General features: G+C 55.0%; 24 protein-coding genes. 16 read left to right on the forward strand and 8 right to left on the reverse strand.

Annotation, left to right across the window (positions count from 1 at the left end; translation table 11 throughout):
- The first annotated feature begins 123 nt into the window (after positions 1-123).
- The 5 genes from ACAW75_RS13535 to ACAW75_RS13555 all read left to right on the forward strand — a co-directional run bounded on the left by ACAW75_RS13535 (position 124) and on the right by ACAW75_RS13555 (position 2,350).
- Positions 124-459 carry a hypothetical protein gene (locus ACAW75_RS13535; RefSeq protein WP_370729260.1) on the forward strand — a complete coding sequence of 112 codons (336 nt, stop codon included), beginning with the start codon at positions 124-126 and terminating at the stop codon, positions 457-459.
- A 60-nt stretch (positions 460-519) separates the two neighbouring features.
- The gene (locus ACAW75_RS13540; RefSeq protein ID WP_370729261.1) at positions 520-894 is read left to right on the forward strand and encodes a hypothetical protein; all 375 of its coding nucleotides are present in this window, start codon (positions 520-522) and stop codon (positions 892-894) included.
- Positions 895-1,006: 112 nt separating this feature from the next.
- Positions 1,007-1,495, forward strand: coding sequence for a hypothetical protein (locus ACAW75_RS13545; RefSeq protein WP_370729262.1), 489 nt, complete (start codon positions 1,007-1,009; stop codon positions 1,493-1,495).
- 86 nt (positions 1,496-1,581) lie between these two features.
- Positions 1,582-1,944 carry a hypothetical protein gene (locus ACAW75_RS13550; protein ID WP_370729263.1) on the forward strand — a complete coding sequence of 121 codons (363 nt, stop codon included), beginning with the start codon at positions 1,582-1,584 and terminating at the stop codon, positions 1,942-1,944.
- Between the two features lie 55 nt (positions 1,945-1,999).
- Positions 2,000-2,350 (forward strand): hypothetical protein, encoded by a 351-nt coding sequence (locus tag ACAW75_RS13555; protein ID WP_370729264.1) that lies wholly within the window; start codon positions 2,000-2,002, stop codon positions 2,348-2,350.
- Between the two features lie 44 nt (positions 2,351-2,394).
- Here ACAW75_RS13555 and ACAW75_RS13560 read toward each other — a convergent pair whose 3' ends face one another.
- From ACAW75_RS13560 to ACAW75_RS13570, 3 genes are all read right to left on the reverse strand, one after another.
- Complete coding sequence (locus ACAW75_RS13560; RefSeq protein WP_370729265.1) at positions 2,395-3,930, reverse strand: S41 family peptidase; 1,536 nt, start codon at positions 3,928-3,930, stop codon at positions 2,395-2,397.
- 204 nt (positions 3,931-4,134) lie between these two features.
- Entirely contained in the window at positions 4,135-4,950 is an 816-nt protein-coding gene (locus tag ACAW75_RS13565; RefSeq protein WP_370729266.1) for a DUF2490 domain-containing protein, read from the reverse strand.
- A complete protein-coding gene (locus ACAW75_RS13570; RefSeq protein WP_370729267.1) occupies positions 4,947-5,735 on the reverse strand; it encodes a carbonic anhydrase in 789 nt (262 codons plus the stop codon). The genes ACAW75_RS13565 and ACAW75_RS13570 overlap by 4 nt, the downstream gene beginning before the upstream one ends.
- Positions 5,736-6,067: 332 nt before the next feature.
- Between ACAW75_RS13570 and ACAW75_RS13575 the strand changes: the two genes are divergently transcribed.
- The 10 genes from ACAW75_RS13575 (at position 6,068) to ACAW75_RS13620 (ending at position 12,931) form a co-directional block, all read left to right on the forward strand.
- Positions 6,068-6,754 (forward strand): response regulator transcription factor, encoded by a 687-nt coding sequence (locus tag ACAW75_RS13575; protein WP_370729268.1) that lies wholly within the window; start codon positions 6,068-6,070, stop codon positions 6,752-6,754.
- A 9-nt stretch (positions 6,755-6,763) separates the two neighbouring features.
- On the forward strand, positions 6,764-8,128 hold the full coding sequence (locus tag ACAW75_RS13580; RefSeq protein ID WP_370729269.1) for a HAMP domain-containing sensor histidine kinase: 1,365 nt from the start codon (positions 6,764-6,766) through the stop codon (positions 8,126-8,128).
- Positions 8,129-8,346: 218 nt separating this feature from the next.
- On the forward strand, positions 8,347-8,799 hold the full coding sequence (locus tag ACAW75_RS13585; protein ID WP_370729270.1) for a hypothetical protein: 453 nt from the start codon (positions 8,347-8,349) through the stop codon (positions 8,797-8,799).
- A gap of 56 nt (positions 8,800-8,855) precedes the next feature.
- A complete protein-coding gene (locus ACAW75_RS13590) occupies positions 8,856-9,161 on the forward strand; it encodes a hypothetical protein (protein ID WP_370729271.1) in 306 nt (101 codons plus the stop codon).
- Between the two features lie 6 nt (positions 9,162-9,167).
- Positions 9,168-9,953: a prohibitin family protein gene (locus tag ACAW75_RS13595; RefSeq protein WP_370729272.1), complete on the forward strand. Its 786-nt coding sequence runs from the start codon at positions 9,168-9,170 to the stop codon at positions 9,951-9,953.
- Positions 9,954-10,039: 86 nt separating this feature from the next.
- Complete coding sequence (locus tag ACAW75_RS13600) at positions 10,040-10,570, forward strand: hypothetical protein (protein WP_370729273.1); 531 nt, start codon at positions 10,040-10,042, stop codon at positions 10,568-10,570.
- A 1-nt stretch (position 10,571) separates the two neighbouring features.
- Positions 10,572-10,967 (forward strand): TerB family tellurite resistance protein, encoded by a 396-nt coding sequence (locus tag ACAW75_RS13605; protein ID WP_370729274.1) that lies wholly within the window; start codon positions 10,572-10,574, stop codon positions 10,965-10,967.
- 29 nt (positions 10,968-10,996) lie between these two features.
- On the forward strand, positions 10,997-11,386 hold the full coding sequence (locus ACAW75_RS13610; RefSeq protein WP_370729275.1) for a hypothetical protein: 390 nt from the start codon (positions 10,997-10,999) through the stop codon (positions 11,384-11,386).
- Between the two features lie 80 nt (positions 11,387-11,466).
- On the forward strand, positions 11,467-12,228 hold the full coding sequence (locus ACAW75_RS13615) for a hypothetical protein (protein WP_370729276.1): 762 nt from the start codon (positions 11,467-11,469) through the stop codon (positions 12,226-12,228).
- Positions 12,229-12,463: 235 nt separating this feature from the next.
- Entirely contained in the window at positions 12,464-12,931 is a 468-nt protein-coding gene (locus ACAW75_RS13620; RefSeq protein WP_370729277.1) for a hypothetical protein, read from the forward strand.
- A 92-nt stretch (positions 12,932-13,023) separates the two neighbouring features.
- On the opposite strand, the gene ACAW75_RS13625 is transcribed toward ACAW75_RS13620, so the two are convergent.
- The 3 genes from ACAW75_RS13625 to ACAW75_RS13635 form a co-directional block, all read right to left on the reverse strand.
- On the reverse strand, positions 13,024-14,244 hold the full coding sequence (locus tag ACAW75_RS13625; RefSeq protein WP_370729278.1) for a pyridoxal phosphate-dependent aminotransferase: 1,221 nt from the start codon (positions 14,242-14,244) through the stop codon (positions 13,024-13,026).
- A gap of 77 nt (positions 14,245-14,321) precedes the next feature.
- The gene (gene folK / locus ACAW75_RS13630; protein ID WP_370729279.1) at positions 14,322-14,822 is read right to left on the reverse strand and encodes a 2-amino-4-hydroxy-6-hydroxymethyldihydropteridine diphosphokinase; all 501 of its coding nucleotides are present in this window, start codon (positions 14,820-14,822) and stop codon (positions 14,322-14,324) included.
- Positions 14,823-14,846: 24 nt separating this feature from the next.
- The gene (locus ACAW75_RS13635) at positions 14,847-16,331 is read right to left on the reverse strand and encodes a capsule assembly Wzi family protein (protein WP_370729280.1); all 1,485 of its coding nucleotides are present in this window, start codon (positions 16,329-16,331) and stop codon (positions 14,847-14,849) included.
- A gap of 297 nt (positions 16,332-16,628) precedes the next feature.
- On the opposite strand from ACAW75_RS13635, the gene ACAW75_RS13640 reads away from it, so the two are divergent.
- Positions 16,629-17,618, forward strand: coding sequence for an aldo/keto reductase (locus ACAW75_RS13640; RefSeq protein WP_370729281.1), 990 nt, complete (start codon positions 16,629-16,631; stop codon positions 17,616-17,618).
- 110 nt (positions 17,619-17,728) lie between these two features.
- On the opposite strand, the gene ACAW75_RS13645 is transcribed toward ACAW75_RS13640, so the two are convergent.
- Positions 17,729-18,517, reverse strand: a complete 789-nt coding sequence (locus tag ACAW75_RS13645; protein ID WP_370729282.1) for a TspO/MBR family protein — start codon at positions 18,515-18,517, stop codon at positions 17,729-17,731.
- Positions 18,518-18,589: 72 nt separating this feature from the next.
- Entirely contained in the window at positions 18,590-19,702 is a 1,113-nt protein-coding gene (locus ACAW75_RS13650) for a carboxypeptidase-like regulatory domain-containing protein (protein ID WP_370729283.1), read from the reverse strand.
- Positions 19,703-19,783 lie beyond the last annotated feature (81 nt).

Below are 19,783 nucleotides of genomic sequence, written 5' to 3' on the forward strand. Positions count from 1 at the left end.
GTTCAGTACCGCTAGCTCGGGTGGCATTTTTTCTATAAACAATACAGATTTAGTGGGGTTTTATCCCCGTGCTTCCTTAGCGGAGTACAGGGGTTCGTTTACTCACTCAACACGCTTACTAAAATGGCAGCTAAGCAAGCCGAAACGCTGATTACGTCGACTATCGAAACGCTGGATAACGGGGTCGATCGTGTCGAACCCAAAGACGGGGCCTCGTTGATCAAGGACTGGATTACCGTTGTGAAACAGGACGAATCGACGAGCGATCTGGCCAACGACTTGCAGGTGCTGCACGACCAGTTGAGTGACAAAGAGCCCGACAGAAAGAAGATTGCTCAACTAGTGAAGAAGCTAGGCAATGAAACAGCCCAGGCAGCGAAAAAAGCGGAGAGAGACCTTCAGGATTACCTGAAAGACCTGGGCGAATCGCTGAAGGATTTCGCTAACGAACTTAAATAGTACACTGCCAGAACGACTCTGGCAACCAGTTGATCCCTACTTATACAACGATTTCAGACCATGGCCCTTACATCACAAGACCCTGAAACAACCGCACTTATCGAAAAAACAACCTCGGCTTTCGATAGCGGACTCCAATCAACAACGCCTCAAGATGGCTTGGCGCTCATCGATCAATGGCTCAATTTGCTGGATCAGAACGGAGACGACGAAACCGACGAAATTGCGGATGTGCTCGAGGACCTGAAAGCCGAGCTTGAAGAAAGCCAGCAGAATGGCAGCGACCCCGAGCCTTCCGTGATTCAGGCCTACATCGAAGACCTGATCGACATTACCCAGAGCGTGATGGAATCGCCTGAAGCCAGCGCCCAGCAAACGGAGCTACAGCGCCTGGTCGCCACACTCGAAAACATCAATCAACAAGTATCTAAATAAAGACTGACGCAGTTGGCAGCGGGCTCAGCTGGTTGGTTTGCCCGGGTACGTTGTTGTACCAGGCCGGGCCACTGCCTGCTGCCGCTACCAGCTGTATCAGCCTCCTATTCCCATGGCAGAATCATCACAATTTGCGACGGCGCTCATCAATGAGACCGTAACGACCTTTAACGGTGGGGCAGAAACAGTATCGCCCATCGACGGTATTTCACTGATCGAGAACTGGATCAGTGCCCTTCATTCCGGTGACGAATCGACGAATCCAATTGCGCACACACTCAGCGAACTTCGGATGCAGCTACAGAATGGGGTCGACAATGGTGGCCAGATTCAGGTGCTTTTAGAAGAGCTGGCAGACCAGACGCACCAGGCGGCCAAAACGGTGGACGGTGGACAGCAGGCGTCGCTGGTCGAGCTGTCTGTTGCGCTGAAAGGTTTCAGTGAGCGGCTGGCTGGCAAACGGTCAGGCGATGGCAGTGCCGGCGCTACTGTTGCACCCAGCGTTGGCGCGTCTTCGGCCATTGCCGACGATGATCTTGGCGCTAGTGGAGCCGCTAAACAAGACGATGGTCCATATGCCTCGGGCTATGGTCAAAAATAGTCCCCCGCTTTCTGTTGTGTTGCTCTTTATCAGCAACGTACTAAAGAACTGGGCGTAGAATCAGTAAACACAAACTAGCTAAAATCATGGCAAATCAACATTCACAATCGAGCGGATCATCGGCATCTACCTTAATCGACGCTACTATCGAGGCATTCGATCAGGGGCAGGCTGCTTCTCCGCAGGAGGGTCTTTCTTTAATTACCGACTGGTTCTCTTCGCTGAAAAGCGACCATAACGCCAATAAAATGATTCAGCCGCTGCACGATCTACAGGCAGAACTGCAAAGTGGCTCACCCAGTAACCAGCGGCTGCACGATCTGCTGCTAACCCTGGCCGACCAGACCGACGCGCTGGGTACGTCTGCTGGTGGGGATCTACCGTCACGCCTGAATACACTCAGCACATCGCTCCGGAATTTTGCCGGACAACTCTCAACAACCGTATAAGCAGTGCCCTATCGGCTGGTGAACTGGCCGATAGGGCACTGCCATTCACTCGAATATGGATACGCACGAAGAAGCCACCGATCTGCTCGACACGACCATGGGAGCGCTGGCCACAGAAGTAACTAACCTGACGCCTCAGAGCGGAAAAGGCGTTATTGACCAGTGGATCAACACATTAAGTGAATCGGAGAATACCAAAGAGACTGTCGATCTACTTCAGCAGTTAAAAACACAGCTGGAAAGCGGCTCACCAAACCCCGGCGAGCTTCACCAGATTTTGGTTGATCTGGCCACGCACACGCACGAAATGGGCGTTAAAGTAGGCCCGGAAGGCGACATGGCCACTCGGCTCGAAGCCTTGGGAGCGGCGCTCCAGAATGTAGCTGGCCAACTAGCGAATGTATAAAAATCGTTGGCCTTCGGTGGTACGATGCTGAAGGCCAACGATTTTTATTTTTTCAACAATTCATACACTTTCTCCAGATCTACATCGGTAGCCGACAAAATGTCTGGCGCGGTATAGGCAACCGGCACGTCGGGTAAAACACCCCGGCCCTTGTCAACGCCCGGAATGGCCAGCACGATCTTGTAGAGCGGTAGCCGAAGCTGCACGCCTGTCTCGGGGAGGGTCATATAAGGCGATGTAAACGCATTACAGCCAAACGCGCCGCCCCCGGTTTCGCGGCCAACCACTGTGACCCGATCGGCGGCGTTGTGTTTCACCAGCGAGGCAAAGATCGACGCAGCCGAAAATGTACCGCCGTTTGTCAGCACAAATACTTTTCCCCGAAAGCCGTTTCGCTTTGTCGGTTTTATCTGGCCTACTACACCCGACCGTCGATAGGTTCCTTCCGGTGTTTTGTGTGTAAAAAAGTTACGGATCCAGAAGCGCCAGAATTTCCACCCTAAGTGTCGATTGAAGGAGACCTGCCGTACAGGCGCGTCTACCTGTGTATACGCTTGAAAGGGCTTAGCAACCAGGTAGGAAACCAGCTTCACCGAGGAGCCTGAGTTTCCTCCCAGATTACCTCGCACATCGACCACCAGGCTTGTTATGGTTTTATGCCGGGCAATGGCCTTAAAGCTTTGCCGGAAGAACGACCGCTGGCCACCGCCTGTAAACGAACTCACTTTCAGGATGGCCATCGTTGAGTCACGCTCTGAGAACGTGAGCGTTCGTGGCTCTTCCTCCGGTTTCTCTGGATTACGAGGCTTCGGTTTTCGCGGTTTCGAGGCTGGAATAACTCGTTTCTCGACGGAATCTGCCGCCAGCTTAAGCTTGTCGGGACGTACCCGGAAGGTTAGCGTTCGTACGGCGCCGGTCGAATCGCGAAGCGTCAGCTGTTGAGCTGTCGAATCGAGACCGATAGCCAGGGCGTAATAGGAATTAAAAAGGCCGGTGTTCAGCACATAGGGTTTAAACGTCTGGTTATACCCGTCGGAAGAGATGTATTTGTAAAACTGTTTCAGCAACGTACCTGCGGGCCGGCCATTCACGGCCACTATTTGCGCCCCGCGCCGAACGGTGGTATCGGTGCTTCGGTTTTCACGAACATATAATTTGTCGTCCAATACAAACACATCGACGGGAAACGGACGGGTTGGGTGCTTTTTCCGGTACTTCACATATGCTTTCGAGCCGTACAGGTCCGTATGACCGCAACCGATTCGGTCAATGGCTGGCTCTACGGCTCTTCGGAACTGAAGTTCAGTCATCGGATGGTTCAGGGTGGCCTCTGCGGCATCGAACCAGCGCGATACACTATCGCGCGAGTGGTAGCGATACAGGCCCGGATGGGCCTCTTCCATAGCCCGGCGCATCAGCCTGAAATCGGCCCGTAGCTGCTCAACCGAGTAGGTGCGGGTGAGGGGCGTTGGCGGCATCAACGGCAGGGGTGTCGGTTGCGCCACCAGGTGTCCCAGGCTCAGAAACAGCAGAAAAACCGCTAGCCGGGGCAGGCAACGGAACAGCGTAGAGTCAATCACAAACGGATAGGTTGAACGGAAAAGCAAATGTAGTGGCTGATGGGTTGCACTCAAGATGGTCATCTACCAACGGCATGAAAACTTATCACCCCACTGGAAACACAACCGGGTTGGTGCTCAGGGCTTTCTGCCCTGCTTCACTGACTGGCAGCCGTCTGGTTGGTGCCCAGCGGTGGAGTGGAAAGAACTCCACCGCTGGGTGGCTCACTGCTTTTTGTGGCGCAGGTCAAGATTGATCACCGTAGTAACGATCAGCCCGCTGTTATGCTGAAAAACGTTTCGGCCCGACACTTCACGCGGGAGCTGTAGAATCTGCTGAAGGTAGCCCCCCTCCAGCCGAAACCTGGGGTTGAACCGATACCCCACCAGCACACCCAGCCGATTTTGATCGAACACATTCTCGTTGACGTTTTTGCCAAAACTCAGGAGAACCTCATTATAAGCCGCTGCGTAGATCGTTTTGTCACCCATGACCGACTTGTTGAGGGGCACTTGGACACGAAACATATACCGCAGCCGGTTGCTGAACACCGTTTCGTCGGGGCGGGGACTGTCGGCTTTCAAAAACCGGCCAACCCACCGTTGCTCAAGCATAAACCGGTGGCTGATATCAACCCGGCCTACCGGGTTACTGAGCGTTGCCATCTGGTAAAGCCGGTGTTCGGGAAATTGACGGCCGGCCGCCTGAATGGGTTCGGTGCCGTAGGGAAACGTTTCAACCCAGGCATACCCCACCCGCAAGGCCAGCCGCTCGTTCACCTGATAGCCAATACCGGTCCTGAGCAGACTTTGCTGCCAGTCCAGAATCAGGTTGTCGCGTCGAAACTGGTATTCTACGTGAGCACTCCACCGCCCGGACACCTGCAGGTTGGTGGTGGCCGTATACCAGCCAATGGTGTTGTGTTCGTTCAGGCGGGTGTTCTGCGCCGTTGCCGGCCCGATGAGCCAAAGAATCAGTAACGGCGCCAGCCATCCGTACCGGTGCAAAGCTGGCCAGCGCTGGCTAAAGGATAGACTCATTTGGCAGACGATTGAAAGGCAGGTACGTTAGTCAGTGTTTCGGGCACGAATTCAACCTTGCCGGTGCTAAGTTGGTATACCGCGCCAACAATCGCAATGTCGCCTTTCTGGTATTTCTTGCTCAGGATCGGATCGAGGTCGCGCAGTTCGTTCACCTGGTCAATAACGTTCTGACGGATGGCGTTTTCCAGCATGTTGCCGCCCATATGCGCTGCTTTTCGGGCCGCTCCCTTAATGCTGTTGACCAGCGTAACAATATGGCCCGGCACATCGGGTCGTTTAATGGCGGCATCCACGGCCCCGCAGCTCTGATGTCCCATCACCACAATCAGTTTGGAGCCCAACGCCACACTGGCAAACTCGATACTGCCGTACGACGCGGCTGCCATGACCTGACCCGCCGTGCGAACAATAAACAGATCGCCTACGCCCTGGTCAAATACGATCTCGTTGGGCACCCGGCTGTCTGAACAACTGACAATCACCGCAAATGGCTTTTGGCTTTTTTCGGTGTTGGTGAGCGCGGCCCGGTCCTGTCGGGGCCGAATGCTTTTGTCTTCCACAAAGCGCCGATTGCCGCCCATCAATTTTCGCAGGGCAATTTGTGGGTTGGCGTAAGCAGAGTCCCGATTGACCACGTAGTGGTCAGCCCGCCATTTTGCCGAATCGAAAGGAGCAACGGCTGCTGGCGGTTGAATAGACCCGCGTTTACGGGATTGCGCGTCGGCAGTTTCATGAATAAGAACCGAGATGAGTAATGGAAGCAAGGACAAACAGCGTTTCATAGTAGTAATTTTTACCTGATGAATGGGCCATTATCTGTTAATGACGACCGCAAAAGTGCTGAGCAGCTATTAGGGGCCTATTAGCTCCTTATTAGAAAGAAATTAGACTGCTTTTACCGGGAAAAGCGGTTGCCTGATAACCGGGCTGCCGGTCATAGCCTGGCCTGAAAGTGGCTGGCTACTAAGTTGTCGGTGGTGACGCAACACATTGTAGAAGGCACTGTTCATCACGAAAAAGCAGTAGATTGCCACGGCCGGGCGGCAGGAGTACGCAGGTCTTTCTCTCCTGATCTGCTGCGCTGACTTACAGTCGCCCGAACCCATGTATACCTATGCTCAAACCCCGCCTGCTGGTCGTTGAAGACGAAGCCAAAGTAGCTCTGTTCATAAAAAAGGGCCTGGAAATACAATCCTTCGAGGTAACGCTGGCATCCGACGGACGGGAAGGTAAACGCCTGATTAGTAGCCAGCGGTACGACCTCGCCATTCTCGACGTCAACCTGCCCGTTGTCAGTGGCCTGGAACTGGCACAGTACATCCGCACCCGACACGCGCACCTGCCCATTCTGATGCTGACAGCCCTCGACTCGACCACCGACAAGTTGCTGGGTTTCGAGGCTGGGGCTGATGATTACTTAGCCAAGCCGTTCGATTTTCTGGAATTGGTGGCCCGCGTAAAGGCCCTGCTGCGCCGGGCCGCCCCGCCCGAAGACACCCAGCCCATACTCCGGCTGGCCGACCTTGAGCTGGACCTGCACCAGAAAGTGGCCCGACGCTCAGGACGCACTATTGAGCTAACAGCCCGCGAGTTTGCCCTGCTCGAGTACTTCATGCGTAACCAGGGGCGGGTTGTGTCGCGGGTCGACATCGCCGAGCAGGTTTGGGATATTGGCTTCGACACGGGCACCAACTACATCGACGTGTACGTGAATTATCTGCGGAATAAAATCGACCGGGAGGCACCGGTGAAACTGATTCATACCGTGGTTGGCTTCGGCTACGTGCTGAAAGAGAAATAAACGCACCGGATGACCCTGCAAAATCGACTGACGCTGCTGTTTACGGCCATCGTATCGGGGCTGCTACTGGTATTCTGCGTCATTATTTACGTGGTGGCCGAACGCTACCGCGCTACCGAGTACCGCCAACGGCTGCATGCCGAAGCGCTTACCTCGGCCGAACTGCTGTTTGGCCCCGACACCACCGGTCGGCAGTTATACAAACTGCTGGATAAGAACCACATGACGGTACTCCACGAGGAGGAAATTATCATCTATAACTATCGGAACCAGATCGTCTACGAAAGTGGCACCGACTACCTGAACGTACCCAAAAGCCAACTCGATCAGGTGCGGCTGATGGGCGAGGTGTACTGGCAGGAGGGGCCGCGCGAAATTGCAGGTATCCGATTTGGCGACCGGGCCAACCGCTTTGTCGTGCTGGCATCGGCGGTGGATAAGTACGGTTTCAGCAAACAAAGTAACCTGGCCCTGCTGCTGGCGATGGGCTGGGGGCTGGCCGTACTGGTCGTATTTGGCGCCGGTCGTTTCTACGCCGGGCGGGCCTTACGGCCTATCCGACGCATTATCGGGCAGATCGACACCATCACGGCCTCCCACCTGGAGCAGCGGCTTCCCGAAAGCACCGATGCGGATGAACTCACGCAACTGGCCCGGCGATTCAACCGGATGCTCGACCGGCTCGAGGAGGCTTTTCGACAGCAACGCACCTTTGTTTCGCACGCCTCGCACGAACTACGCACACCCCTGACGGCTATTACAGGTCAGCTCGAGGTAGCCCTGCTGGCGGGTGACGACCTGAGCGAACTGCGGGCCACCGTGCAATCGGTGCTGGAGGATGTGCGGGATATGAACCGGCTAACCAACGGCCTGCTGGCTTTGGCCAACCTGAGCATAGACGAGTCGGCCTTATCGCTGGGGCCAGTGGCACTCGACGAACTGGTGTGGCAGGTACGTTCAGACCTGCTTCGGATGCGGCCCGACTATACCGTAGCAGTGACCTTCGATGACCAGAAAGAGCAACCCGCCGGCTTACGGGTAAAGGGTAGCGCATCGCTGCTTCGCACGGCCGTGTTTAACCTAATGGAAAACGGGGGTAAGTTTTCTCCGCAACACAGGGTGGCCGTTGGGCTGACGGCTGGGCCAGACACCCTCATCCTGACGTTTCACAATGCCGGTCTGCCAATCGACGCCAGCGAATTGCCCGACATCTTCAAACCCTTCCGGCGAGGCACCAACGGGCGGGCCGTGGCCGGGCATGGCATTGGTTTATCGCTAACGCAGCGCATCGTGCAACTCCACCGGGGGCGGCTGATGGTCACCTCCGATGCCGAACACGGCACGACGTTCCGGCTGGAACTGCCCCGAACCTAACCGACTGGCAAACAGCAGCAATCCAGCCCAGAAACGCACCCATTCGGCCTGTTGTCACTTCTAATATCTTTCTAATTCACCCCTAATTCGGCTCTAAAGGCGGCGGAACAATTTTGCATCAACAAAGCGGGCAGGGATAGGTCGGATGTCTCAGTCAGACACGTTTCCATCCGCTCGCTCTGGAGATCTATTGTTAACCGGTTTCACCAACAAGAGCCATGAACGTATTCCCAAAATCAGTATCCTGTGCGGGCCTGTTGACTCTGCTGACGACTATGCCCCTGCTGGCCGCAGATACCCTGCCAAATGCAGATCGCACCCCTGGCTCGTCAGGCTGGGTGGTAGCGCAAAACGCGTCGTTCAACGCACGTACCTACCAGGCCCCCAACGGCGATCTGATCGTGCAGGTCAACAACGGAGCACTGCGGGGGCTAACCATTCAGATGCAGACGCTCCGGGGCGAGGAGGTCGCCTGGGTTCCTGTTCCCCAGGGGCAGTCGGCCTTTATTGCCCGGCTCGATGTCAGCGAGCTAACTGATGGCGACTACCGCCTCATTGTAGCCACCGACAACGACAGGCTCGTTAAAATCGTGCGCCTCACATCGGCAACGCCAACGGTTCCTGCACGCCAGGCCAGGGTGGCGGTGGTCACACCATCTGCTTACCACTGACGTACCCGCCATCTGGCACCTTCGCTATCGTCTGTCTCTTTTTGCTCGCCCTCGCCATGAACCAGTACACCCTCGATTTTGCTGATCCGGTCCGGCCAACCCGGCGAACCCGCCCCAAACGCTGGCCCCGGCAGCGCATGTACCGCACGTTTCGGCAGATGTCCTGGCTGCTCAGCGGGTTGGTCTGTAGTATCGCCGCGCTGCTTGGCATGATGCGGCAACGTACCCAGACGCAGACCCTCCGTGCTCAATATCAGGCGCAGGCTATTCAGTACGATTCTCTGCTGGCGGCTAAAGTCGAGGCCGACCGGCAGCTTCAACTCATGCGAATTCGACTCACATCATCACCCCTAAACAACTAAACAACCATGAAACGCTCCCTTCAACTCCTTGCCCTGCTGGCCCTGGCTGGCCTTAGCAGTTGTACCGTCGTTCGTCAGGGCGAAGTCGGTGTCAAACGCACACTGGGTAAAATCAAAGCCCAAACCCTGCCCGAAGGTGTTCAGGGATTCAACCCGCTGCTGACGCGCATCATCAAGATTCCGACCCGGACGGTCAATCTCGAGGTACGCGCCCCGCTGCCTTCCAAAGAAGGCCTGACGGTGCAGTCGGACATTTCGATCCTGTACCGCGTGGAAGGGGCTTATGCGCCCAAGATTGTGGAGCAGATCGGCCCCAACTACGACGATGTGGTGATTCTGCCGGTGTTCCGGTCGGCCGTTACCGATGTTTCCTCACGCTATTATGCCAAGGATATGCACACCGGGCAGCGGGCCGAGATTGAAAAGTCGATCCGCGAGGTGATGATGAGTCAGCTCAAAGACCGGGGCTTCGTCATCGAATCGGTGCTGCTAAAAAGTATTGCGCTGCCAGCGGGCCTCACCAAAGCCATCGAAGACAAACTCGCCGCCGAGCAGGACGCTCAACGGATGCAGTTCGTGCTCGACAAAGAACGGCAGGAAGCCCAGCGCCGGATCATCGAAGCCGAAGGCACACGCGATGCCCAGAAGATCATCAACGAGGGGCTGACCCCGATGCTTATCCGGTTCAAGACGATTGAAGCCTTCAACAAGCTATCGACCTCGCCCAACAGCAAAGTGATCATCACCAACGGCGACGCACCCCTGATGCTGAACGCCGATAAAGCCGAGTAGGGTACTCCAAGAAACGGGGTGGCAATCACCACTGGCGTTGGCCACCCCATTACCTGTATTCATTCACCAAAAACTTTTTTCATCCCATGTACCGCCTCCTCAATTGCCTTGTTTTGCTCGCCCTCATTGGGCTGAGCAGTTGTTCGATGGCCCGCCCAACGCTGGTTCGCCACGGCGACATTGTTACCCATAAACCGCGTATTAACTGGCCCCAGCCCGAACAGGACGGTCAGCAGCAACCCGGTGCGCTGACCGCTGGCCGACATGATGGTATCTATTCGGTTCATCATTATAAACAGGGTAAACCGACGGTGCGTCGACTGGCCGACAATGAAGGTATCCGGGTCAATTACCCACGGCCTGGCCTGGCGGGTCTGACCAGCTATAAAATGCCAATGCCCGGCGCACCAGTGACGGGGGGAATAACCATTGAGCATCGACTCGCCGCTGGCCTGACAGGCAGCAATTATAAAATGCCCATGCTCATACGTCCCTCAGAGGTAAATGGCCAACGGCCCGGTCTGGTGCCGTTTTCAGGAAAACCGGTTGAGAGCCTGAACCGGTTTTCGCCAACGGTAACCCCTGATACATCCGCACCCATTAACCCCATCAACTGATATGAACCCGGATAACCCGACAACCGCCCCCCGCGAGCCGAAAGCCGAACCGGCTGATCTGTACTTAGGCCTGGGCAGCGTGGCGTATGCGCTGGCCAAAGTAGATGGCCGAATCCAACTGGCCGAGATGCAGACCGTCAAGGAACTCCTGGCGAACGTACCCCACGGCCATCTGGCACTCTATGCTTTTTTCCTGCGGGAAAACAGTGACGAGTCCGTTGAAGAAGCCTACGCTTTTGGTATGCGTCGGTTTACCTACAACCGAAAAGCCCTGACGGAACGCACCAAGAAGCGGTTCGTCAACATGCTGATCCGGATTGCCAACGCCCACGACGACACGTCGCGCAAGGAACAGGAGCTTATCCGGCGGTTTCGGCGCGATCTGCGGCGGCTTTGATTGCCACTTTCAATTCATCTGATAAAACCATGAAAACAATCAAATTTTGGCTGTTGCTGGCTTTTCTGGCCAGCCCTGTTATCATCTTCTCCAGCTTCCGGCCCAGAAAAGAAAAGCCGGTTCAAACGTCGATTCAGGGCGATGCGCTTCAGAATCGGCTACGGCTAGACCTGGCCAAACCGCAGCATATGCCGGTTACCCTTCGCGTGCTGGACGCTGGCGGCGAGGTGCTGCACGAGCAGGCTGTTCCGGTCAGGGCCACCCATGTACAGGCCCGCCTCAATCTGCATGCTGTGCCAAACGGCACATACCGGGTAGAAGTAGAGGGCCCCAGATGGGCCCAGGCCCATCTGGTTCAGCTCTCGGCCACAGCGCACCCCGTGCTGAAACGCCGGATATCAGTCTGGACCACCGACTAGTGTGACCACTGTCCCCGCTCAATCGGGTGGGGACAGTACCAGCCGTTAGCCTGGCAGATCAGGTTATTTCACTCCATTCTATGATACCTTTCTTTGTTATACGCCATTGGATACTGGCCAACCTTTTACTGGCCGCCAGTGGGCAGCTGGCTGCTCAGCAAAACCTGTTCAATATACCGGCCGGCGACCTTACGCCCAGGAACAAGCTTTTTTTTCAACACCAGACCAACCTGTACGCCCTGAAGTATGGAGAGGCTAAGAACCACCTCGTCTACGGTCTGGGCAGGGGGTGGGAAGCGGGCATCAATGTCATCAACCTGAAAATGGATTTTCGGCGGCAGGCCGATTTGCTGCATACCAACCCAGACCGGCTGGGCCAGCCAATGAGTCCGCTGGTGCAACTGACGGCGCAGAAATTCTTTTTTCTGACGGATAACCTCAAAACCAGTATCGGTACCCAGATTGGCACCAACCTGAGGCAACTGGGCGGCAACGCCCGTGCCACCCAGTTCACCTACAACACCTGGGTCTATGAACCCCGCCACCATGTTAAGGTCGTGGTCGGCCCTTACCTGTCTGACCAGGGTACGCTGGGCACGGGAAACAACGTCGGCATGCTGGTGGGCTTCGAGCTACCGGTGAGTAAAAAGCTGCTGGTGATGGGCGATTTTATATCGGGTACAAACGCCACGGGCGCGTCAGTATTCGGGGTTAACTTTTTGGCCAGCAAGCGCGTACAGCTTTGTCTGGGTGGTCTGCTGCCCAACCCGGGGAGCGGCAATAAAGCCGGCATTGTCTTTGAGCTGAACCTGCTGGGTTTCGACGACGGCCCCGCTCATTGATACCAGCCTGTGAACGCCTGAGCAATTAGTTTCTATCATCGGGGGTGATGGGGCTCCGTACGGCGCGTATACCTCGTACCGAACAAATCGGCTGAACGGCCTGTTGTCAATGCGAACTGGACGTAGCAGGCATTTTTTGCTCAATCCCAATTGAGTAGCGAGCAACTTGTGTAGGTTCGGTAGTTCATTCTGACGAGTTAATCGGCTTTCCCAATAAACCTAGTCAACCAATTTTATGGCAAGACCAACCCCCGAACTGATCGACGCCCTGCGCCGCACGGCCCGTAATGTGGCCCAAGGAGCCCCTTACCAATGGGGCCACATGGGCAGTTGTAACTGTGGTAATTTAGCCCAGGAGCTGACCCGGATGACCAAAGACCAGATTCATCAGTATGCCATGCAGCGCTATGGCGACTGGAACGAGCAGGTAGCCGATTATTGCGATACCAGCCAGCTCCCGTTCGACGTGATCATCAACCAGATGCTTCAGGCGGGCCTTTCGCTGGAAGATCTGCGCCACCTCGAAAAGCTGGACGACCGCGATGTGCTTCGTCGCTTCCCGATCGAGCAGCGTTTCCTGAAACACAACCGCCGCGACGATGTAGTAACGTACCTGCACGAGTGGGCCAACCTGCTGGAAGAGCGACTACTAAACCGCATCAAGCTCCCTGCCGATTTGCTGGACATACGGGAGCTGGTTTAGAAAAAAGGGGTTAAACACAGAGCCACAGAGTTCACTGAGAGACTTATAAAAGAAATCTCAGTGAACTCTGTGGCTCTGTGTTTAACCCCTTTTTACTTCAGCGTCGCTACGGCGTCGCGGATGCGCTGTACGGCTTCGACGAGGGCTTCGTCGGCGGCGGCGGTGGAGATACGGATGCAGTTGGGCGCACCAAAACCCGAACCAGCCACCGTAGCTACGTAACAGGTATTTAGCAACCAGTTCGAGAAATCGTCGGAGTTATTGATCGTCGTTGTCCCATCCGATTTTCCGTAATAAGCACTCACATCCGGGAACGCGTAGAAGGCCCCTTCAGGTGTGTTTACTTTGAAACCAGGAATCTCTTTCAGTAGGCCAACAACCAGGTCGCGGCGGCGGTGATACGCTTTCGCCATCTCACGGCTCGCGTCCAGCGATCCATTCAGAGCGGCCACCGTTGCTTTCTGCGCAATCGAGTTCGTGCCCGACGTTACCTGCCCCTGGAGTTTCTCCACACCGTCGGCAATCCATTTGGCCGCCCCGATGTAGCCAATGCGCCAGCCCGTCATAGCGTAGCCTTTGGCTACTCCGTTGACGGTGATAACCCGCTCGGCAATTTCCGGGATCGAGCCGATACTGAAATGGCCTTCGGGCGTGAAGTTGATGTATTCGTAGATTTCGTCGGCCAGCACGTACACATTCTCGTGGCGGGCAACTACCTCGCCAATGGCGCGCAATTCAGCTTCTGAATAAACAGAGCCGGTCGGGTTATTCGGCGACGCGTACATAACCACCTTCGTCCGGTCGGTAATAGCAGCTTCGAATTGCTCGGGGGTTACTTTGAAGTCGTTGTCGAACGATCCATCAAGTACTACCGACACGCCTTCGGCCAGCTTCACCATTTCGGAATAGCTCACCCAGTATGGCGAGAAAATAACAACCTCGTCGCCGGGATTCACCAGCACCTGCAACACGTTGGCCAATGAATGTTTAGCACCGGTCGACACCACCACGTTCTCGGGCTTCCAGGGCAGGTTATTGTCCCGGTTGAATTTGTCGGCAATGGCCTTGCGCAGGTCTGGGTAGCCAGCTACGGGGCTATAGCCGTGGAAACCATCGTCGATGGCTTTCTTAGCGGCATCACAAATATGGGCGGGCGTTTTAAAATCGGGCTCACCTACGCTCAGGCTGATCACTTTGTGACCCTTGGCGGCTAACTCACGAGCCATTTTGGTCATAGCCAGCGTAGACGATTCTTCAAGCGCATTGATCCGGTCGGCCAGCATACTGGCGGGACTTTCTACGGCAATAGCCATATTGGTAGGTGTTTATTGAAAATTTGGCAACTGAACGGCCACAAAATTAGTGACTTCAACGCAGTTAAGCCGACTGGTTAGGAGAATTTAATTACCTCACTCTCATCGGAACAATGAGCCAACAGCGTCTGGATGGTTTGGTGCAGTACAGGATGAACGAAAGCGGGCGCTAGTTCGGCCAGAGGGACCAGCGTAAACCGGCGCTCATGCAGGAGTGGATGAGGTAACGTAAGTGTGGGCGTATCGACGATCAGATCATCGTAGAAAAGCAGATCGATATCGATCACGCGGGCGCCCCATTTTTCGGTCCGACGCCGACCCAGGCTTTCTTCAATAGCTAGCGTGTACGTCAATACGGCGGCGGGTTCCAGGTACGTTGCTACTACCAGAACCTGGTTCAGGTACGTTGGTTGGTTGGTAACGCCCCAGGCCGCCGTTTCGTACAGGCTTGATTGCAGCACGGTCGGGCCGATTTGATTGGCAATACGGATTCGCGCCTGCTCAAACGTATGCAGCCTATCACCAAGATTAGCGCCAAGCAACAGGTAAACGCGGGCAGCAGAAACAGTCTCTGACATTCCCCAAAGGTACGGCACTCATCCTTATGGCAGCGGTGTACTGGTGGCCAGTGCATTTTTCCTGCCTAGCAATCCCGTTTTTCGCAAAGCCACATATATGCCCACGCTATTGGGCAGCAACCCGCCTACGTCCAAACCCAGCGAACTACTCACGACCGATCCGCCAAAAGCAGGCACAGGCAGTGATGCCGATAGCAGTCCGGAGAATTGCGCAGGCGCGTCAGGGTAAGGTTTGGGGTACGTCCCAAAATTTCGAGAAAAGGCCAGGCGGGTCATGACAGTCACTTTTCCGGCTAGCAACGCACTGGCACCAACGTTTACGGCACTAACCCGGTTGTTAACAATGCCACGTTCTGCCGGTAAAGATGGACGGGCTTCGGCGGTGGGCGTCAGAAAAGGCGTGCCGATCGTTCGGCCGAAGTACGTCCAGCCGTCGATAAACTGACTGTGGTTGAAGTAATTATCCCGACCTCGAAGCTCAGGGTCGCCGATCACAAAATCATCGCCGCCCTGGCTTTTTGTGTAGAGATACTCGACGGTAATCTGTTGCAGGAAAAATGGCTCGTTGGCGGGTTTACGGCGGTTTTTCAACCGCAAGCCATTCAGCCCATCGGCCAGATTAGTGCCGTAGAACAGCGAGCCGTCGTCGTACAGAAATTGGCGATAGGCATATAGATTCCAGTCCCGGATGTTTACATCGGCGCCCAGATCAACAGAGCCAAGGTGATTCCCAATCCGGTTGTCTTCGAGCGAAGTCACGTTGGGGTCATTGCGGTCACCCTGCCCGCGCTGGCCAAGTAACATTGGCAGGTAGTACTGAATCGATGATGGTAACTTACCATTTACGGCAATGAGGTCGCTCAATACGCCTGGAGCGGCCTGCCCTCCCCAGATCACATTATGGTTGAAGCCGCCATAGAGACGAAACGGCCAGGTGGGCTTACCCAACCGACCATACAGGTATTTCTGGTGTAGATAAGAGCCTTTAACCAACCGGTCGCCGTTCTCGAACCAGCCGTGTGCGAAAGCGCCCAAAAAGGAAATGACCCCTTTTGTAAAGGGCACAGGGGTGTACTGATACAGACCTATCTGAATTTTCGGAATCGGCAAGGTATTGCCCGACCAGGCATAAGCACCCGATGTCAACAGGGTATCTACCAGCCCTATTATCTCGCGTTTTCGGCCCACATACAATTCGAAAGCTCCTAAACGCCCTTTAATGTGCGCTTCAGGGAAAATAACCTGGTTAGTAACACCGACATTCGCCACGGCATCAACGGCGTAGCCCCAGTCTACGTTAAGGCGATGCCCGGTACTGTCGGCCCGCCGATAATCAGACCGGATACCACCCTGTAGCCGCAACACAGGCCCTTTCAGCGGAACGACTCCATACTGATTCGCGCGGAGCCAAAACGGTGTCTGATCCGTGGATAACAGCGCTCCCGCCTCCAGCTGGTACTGACTCACACGGCGTTCCTGCGCCTGAACCAGGCCGGGAAGTATGAGCAATAACCAACATAAGCTCGTGGAGACATGTAAACGAGTAGGGTGGGCAAACGCGTTCGACAGAGTTTTACACATTAACGGGAACGTTGAGTAAGTACAGGCATTAGTGAGGGCCTAAACACGGTAACCCCATAGGCTAACGACATAAATTTATAAAGTGGTGAATACACCTGTTTTCTATTAGCCAGTGGGCATCTGGGCGAGCCCCTTCATCTAATTTAGTCTGCCGAAAACTATTGCCCTCTTTCAGAAGTAATGCATCTGCGAAGCTACTTTTTCTGAGTTATCACAAACGGATGTATGAAAACGAAAACATTGGGCAACACGGGCCAGATCGTATCAGCTCTTGGTCTTGGCTGCATGGGTATGACCGATTTTTATGGTCAACGCAACGATGAGGAATCAATGGCCACGATACATGCGGCGCTCGATGCTGGGCTGAACTTCCTGGATACGGCCGACATGTATGGCCCGTTCACGAATGAAGAATTGGTAGGGAAAGCCATTCAGGGCCGACGCGATGCTGTTTTTCTGGCCACAAAATTCGGTTTTGTCCGTGACCCCAATGACCCTGCGAAGCGAGGCGTCAATGGCAAACCCGATTACGTGCGTCAGGCGTGCGAAGGTAGTCTGAAACGCCTTGGCGTTGACCATATCGACCTGTATTATCAGCACCGGGTAGATCCCAATACGCCCGTTGAAGAAACCGTGGGCGAGATGAGCCGACTCGTCGACGAAGGTAAGGTTCGGTATATCGGTCTGTCAGAAGCCGGGGCCGATACCATTCGCCGGGCCAACGCCGTGCATCCAGTGGCAGCAGTTCAGTCAGAATATTCGCTCTGGAGCCGCGATATCGAGGATGAGGTGCTACCAACCGTCCGCGAGCTGGGTATTACGCTGGTCGCATACAGCCCCCTGGGCCGTGGTTTTTTAACCGGACAGATCAAGAATTTCGATGATCTGGCCGCTGATGATTACCGCCGGAACTCACCTCGTTTTCAGGGCGAAAACTTCCAGAAAAACCTCAACGTAGTGAAACAGATTGAAGCACTGGCCGCCCAAAAAGGTGTTACCGCCTCGCAACTGGCGCTGGCCTGGATTTGGGCTCAGGGCGATGAGCTGCTTCCGATCGTTGGCACCAAACGCCGAACGTACCTGGCCGAGAATTTGGGCGCACTCGCTATAACGCTCACGCCCAATGACCTTGCCGCTATTGACGCCATTTCGCCCAAAGGGGCCGTCGCCGGCGAGCGGTATCCTGCCATGATGATGAAGCTGGTGAATGCTTAAAGGAGCCGGTAAGTGAGCGTGGAGAAACAGGACGTGCTTTGCCAGCTACCGTTCACTGGCTGACTTAGCAGAGCGCTTGCTGTTTTTACGCTCCCTTTCTGGCCCCTGATTCAAAAAGATACCTGCCTGCGTTTGGGGGCAATGAGGCCGTAGATAGCTAACAGAACGGCCACGATAGCCCCCGCGCCAGCCGCTAGCTGAACAGTTGGTGTGGCCACCTGTTTAATGGCAATGGCCGTATACGCCCAGGTGAAGACCAGAATGAAGGCAGCACTCCGATAACGATTGTACAACACAGCCCCCACGACCAGCCCTAACACCAGTACGCCAACGGCCCAGACAGGCTCTGAAATGCCCGACAGATCGAAACTGTGTGCCCGAAACCACAGCGTGATATTGAGTATGGTGGCGACCGTCAGCCAGCCGAAATAAATGGAAAACGGCACTCTGGCCAGCCAGGTCTCCGCTGCCTTCACGGGCCGCATCATGGCCATGTCCGTTCGCGGATTGATCCTGAGTGATTCCATCACCATAAACAGGCTGGCGAACATGATCAGAATGACGGCCAATGCTCCGCCAATCCATTCCTGATTAAAAATGGGGCTCCAGACCGCGTTGCCAATCGCATTGATGATGTACCAGGGGCCCGCCGCCCGAAAACGCGGGTTGTGTTGCTGCGACGGCAGGGCCTGATAAACGGCAAACCCCAGCAGCCCCAGGAAAATGACCCCCCAAATAGCAAAGGCATAGCCCGCCGGTGTGATCAGTGTATTGTATTTATTCGACACGTCGCCGTTGGTTTGCGGGCCAAAGACCCGTGCATTCGACAGGCCGTTCATTACGATCAGTGTAACCGTAACCACAACCACCAGTATCTGACGTAAACGGTCATTCATCATAAACCCTATAACATTGATTGGAGATACAACCGACGTTATTCGTCAAGTGTTCACGAAGCACACACCTGCCGGTTAGGGTTCGTAGGTCAGCGGCAGCAACTCGGCCATTTTTTCCCACCCCCAATACCCTTCGAAAATAACGCCGAGTGGATTATAAAAATTACCGTTTCGCTCAATCGTTACTGTTGGCGCTGTGAGGTAGATAAGCGAGGTTTGCGGACCGCCAACGCCTGGTTTTTCGCTAAACGGCGACACCGAGCGCATGTATTCGGGCGATTCTTTTTCCAGCGTGTAAGTCACCTGAATCAGATTCTCGAAAGCTAAAGCGGTAGTTGAGTCTGTCGACGATTCTTCATCTACCAGAAATGTAGCTGGCAGCGCATCTTTCACCAGGTAGCGGGCCTTTTGTACACGCCATTGCCCCCCGACTTTCGCTGAATCGGTTCGCTCCAGCACGCGCCGTATCTCAAATCCCTCTTCCGTGGCTTTACGGGTGTAGAGCGTGCGCATAAAATGCATCGATGAGCCCAGGTACGCTTCCCTTCGTGCTTTCTCCCAGCGCATCGCTTCCCGGCGGCCACGAGGTTTCATCAGCTCATAAACCGGGTACCCCAGATACGAAACCGATTTGTGGCCGTAGTCGAACAGAAACTGTTCGAGGACGTACCTGATCCGATAACCCAGGGCGTTGTTCTCGATGACAAGCGGTTCGCGGGCCCCGCCCGTCATGCGCATCGTGGCCCGGTTATCGTCGAACCAAAGCGCGTTTTGATTGACAATTTTGCACGCTTGTGCGTTTTTACTGGTACCAATGAAGTTTTTGAGGAAAACGCCTAGCTGCTCCAGCCACTCCGGGTCACGACTGGCACGTACCTGTACTTCGGCCAGTTGATTGGCCGATGGCTTAAGGCGAATCAGCAGGGAGGCCGTCATGCTGGTGTTCAGCGTCGACGCCAGCGTTTCGAACCCCACGCTCGAAACCACCAGGTCGAACCGGCCGGGTGGCAGGTTGGGTAAGACGAAATTACCATGCTCATCGGCGGTGGTTCCTTTGGTGGTATTGGCCAGGAACACACTACAAAACGGCACAGGCTGCTCATCAGCAGCATTGACAACCCGACCACGCAGCGTAAACTGAGCCTGGGCAGTCAGGGTCGCCAGAAACAGCAGTAGAATGGCTTTCATTTTACTGTAGACAGTCGTTTATAAAAGAAGGCCACAAATTTACACGCATAACTAAACAATTAGTTATAAAGCATCAAAAAA

This window comes from Fibrella arboris, from assembly GCF_041321095.1.
GTDB classification, from domain to species: domain Bacteria; phylum Bacteroidota; class Bacteroidia; order Cytophagales; family Spirosomataceae; genus Fibrella; species Fibrella arboris.

Bases quoted from the DNA above. Each gene is read 5' to 3' on its own strand.
- ACAW75_RS13540 (WP_370729261.1), top strand. From the start codon at position 520: ATGGCCCTTACATCACAAGACCCTGAAACAACCGCACTTATCGAAAAA.
- ACAW75_RS13600 (WP_370729273.1), top strand. From the start codon at position 10,040: ATGTACCGCCTCCTCAATTGCCTTGTTTTGCTCGCCCTCATTGGGCTG.
- ACAW75_RS13550 (WP_370729263.1), top strand. From the start codon at position 1,582: ATGGCAAATCAACATTCACAATCGAGCGGATCATCGGCATCTACCTTA.
- ACAW75_RS13620 (WP_370729277.1), top strand. From the start codon at position 12,464: ATGGCAAGACCAACCCCCGAACTGATCGACGCCCTGCGCCGCACGGCC.
- ACAW75_RS13535 (WP_370729260.1), top strand. From the start codon at position 124: ATGGCAGCTAAGCAAGCCGAAACGCTGATTACGTCGACTATCGAAACG.
- ACAW75_RS13645 (WP_370729282.1), bottom strand. From the start codon at position 18,517: ATGATGAATGACCGTTTACGTCAGATACTGGTGGTTGTGGTTACGGTT.
- ACAW75_RS13565 (WP_370729266.1), bottom strand. From the start codon at position 4,950: ATGAGTCTATCCTTTAGCCAGCGCTGGCCAGCTTTGCACCGGTACGGA.
- ACAW75_RS13650 (WP_370729283.1), bottom strand. From the start codon at position 19,702: ATGAAAGCCATTCTACTGCTGTTTCTGGCGACCCTGACTGCCCAGGCT.
- ACAW75_RS13555 (WP_370729264.1), top strand. From the start codon at position 2,000: ATGGATACGCACGAAGAAGCCACCGATCTGCTCGACACGACCATGGGA.
- ACAW75_RS13545 (WP_370729262.1), top strand. From the start codon at position 1,007: ATGGCAGAATCATCACAATTTGCGACGGCGCTCATCAATGAGACCGTA.
- ACAW75_RS13610 (WP_370729275.1), top strand. From the start codon at position 10,997: ATGAAAACAATCAAATTTTGGCTGTTGCTGGCTTTTCTGGCCAGCCCT.
- ACAW75_RS13615 (WP_370729276.1), top strand. From the start codon at position 11,467: ATGATACCTTTCTTTGTTATACGCCATTGGATACTGGCCAACCTTTTA.
- ACAW75_RS13595 (WP_370729272.1), top strand. From the start codon at position 9,168: ATGAAACGCTCCCTTCAACTCCTTGCCCTGCTGGCCCTGGCTGGCCTT.
- ACAW75_RS13575 (WP_370729268.1), top strand. From the start codon at position 6,068: ATGCTCAAACCCCGCCTGCTGGTCGTTGAAGACGAAGCCAAAGTAGCT.
- ACAW75_RS13585 (WP_370729270.1), top strand. From the start codon at position 8,347: ATGAACGTATTCCCAAAATCAGTATCCTGTGCGGGCCTGTTGACTCTG.
- ACAW75_RS13590 (WP_370729271.1), top strand. From the start codon at position 8,856: ATGAACCAGTACACCCTCGATTTTGCTGATCCGGTCCGGCCAACCCGG.
- ACAW75_RS13605 (WP_370729274.1), top strand. From the start codon at position 10,572: ATGAACCCGGATAACCCGACAACCGCCCCCCGCGAGCCGAAAGCCGAA.
- ACAW75_RS13570 (WP_370729267.1), bottom strand. From the start codon at position 5,735: ATGAAACGCTGTTTGTCCTTGCTTCCATTACTCATCTCGGTTCTTATT.
- ACAW75_RS13625 (WP_370729278.1), bottom strand. From the start codon at position 14,244: ATGGCTATTGCCGTAGAAAGTCCCGCCAGTATGCTGGCCGACCGGATC.
- ACAW75_RS13580 (WP_370729269.1), top strand. From the start codon at position 6,764: ATGACCCTGCAAAATCGACTGACGCTGCTGTTTACGGCCATCGTATCG.
- ACAW75_RS13640 (WP_370729281.1), top strand. From the start codon at position 16,629: ATGAAAACGAAAACATTGGGCAACACGGGCCAGATCGTATCAGCTCTT.
- folK (WP_370729279.1), bottom strand. From the start codon at position 14,822: ATGTCAGAGACTGTTTCTGCTGCCCGCGTTTACCTGTTGCTTGGCGCT.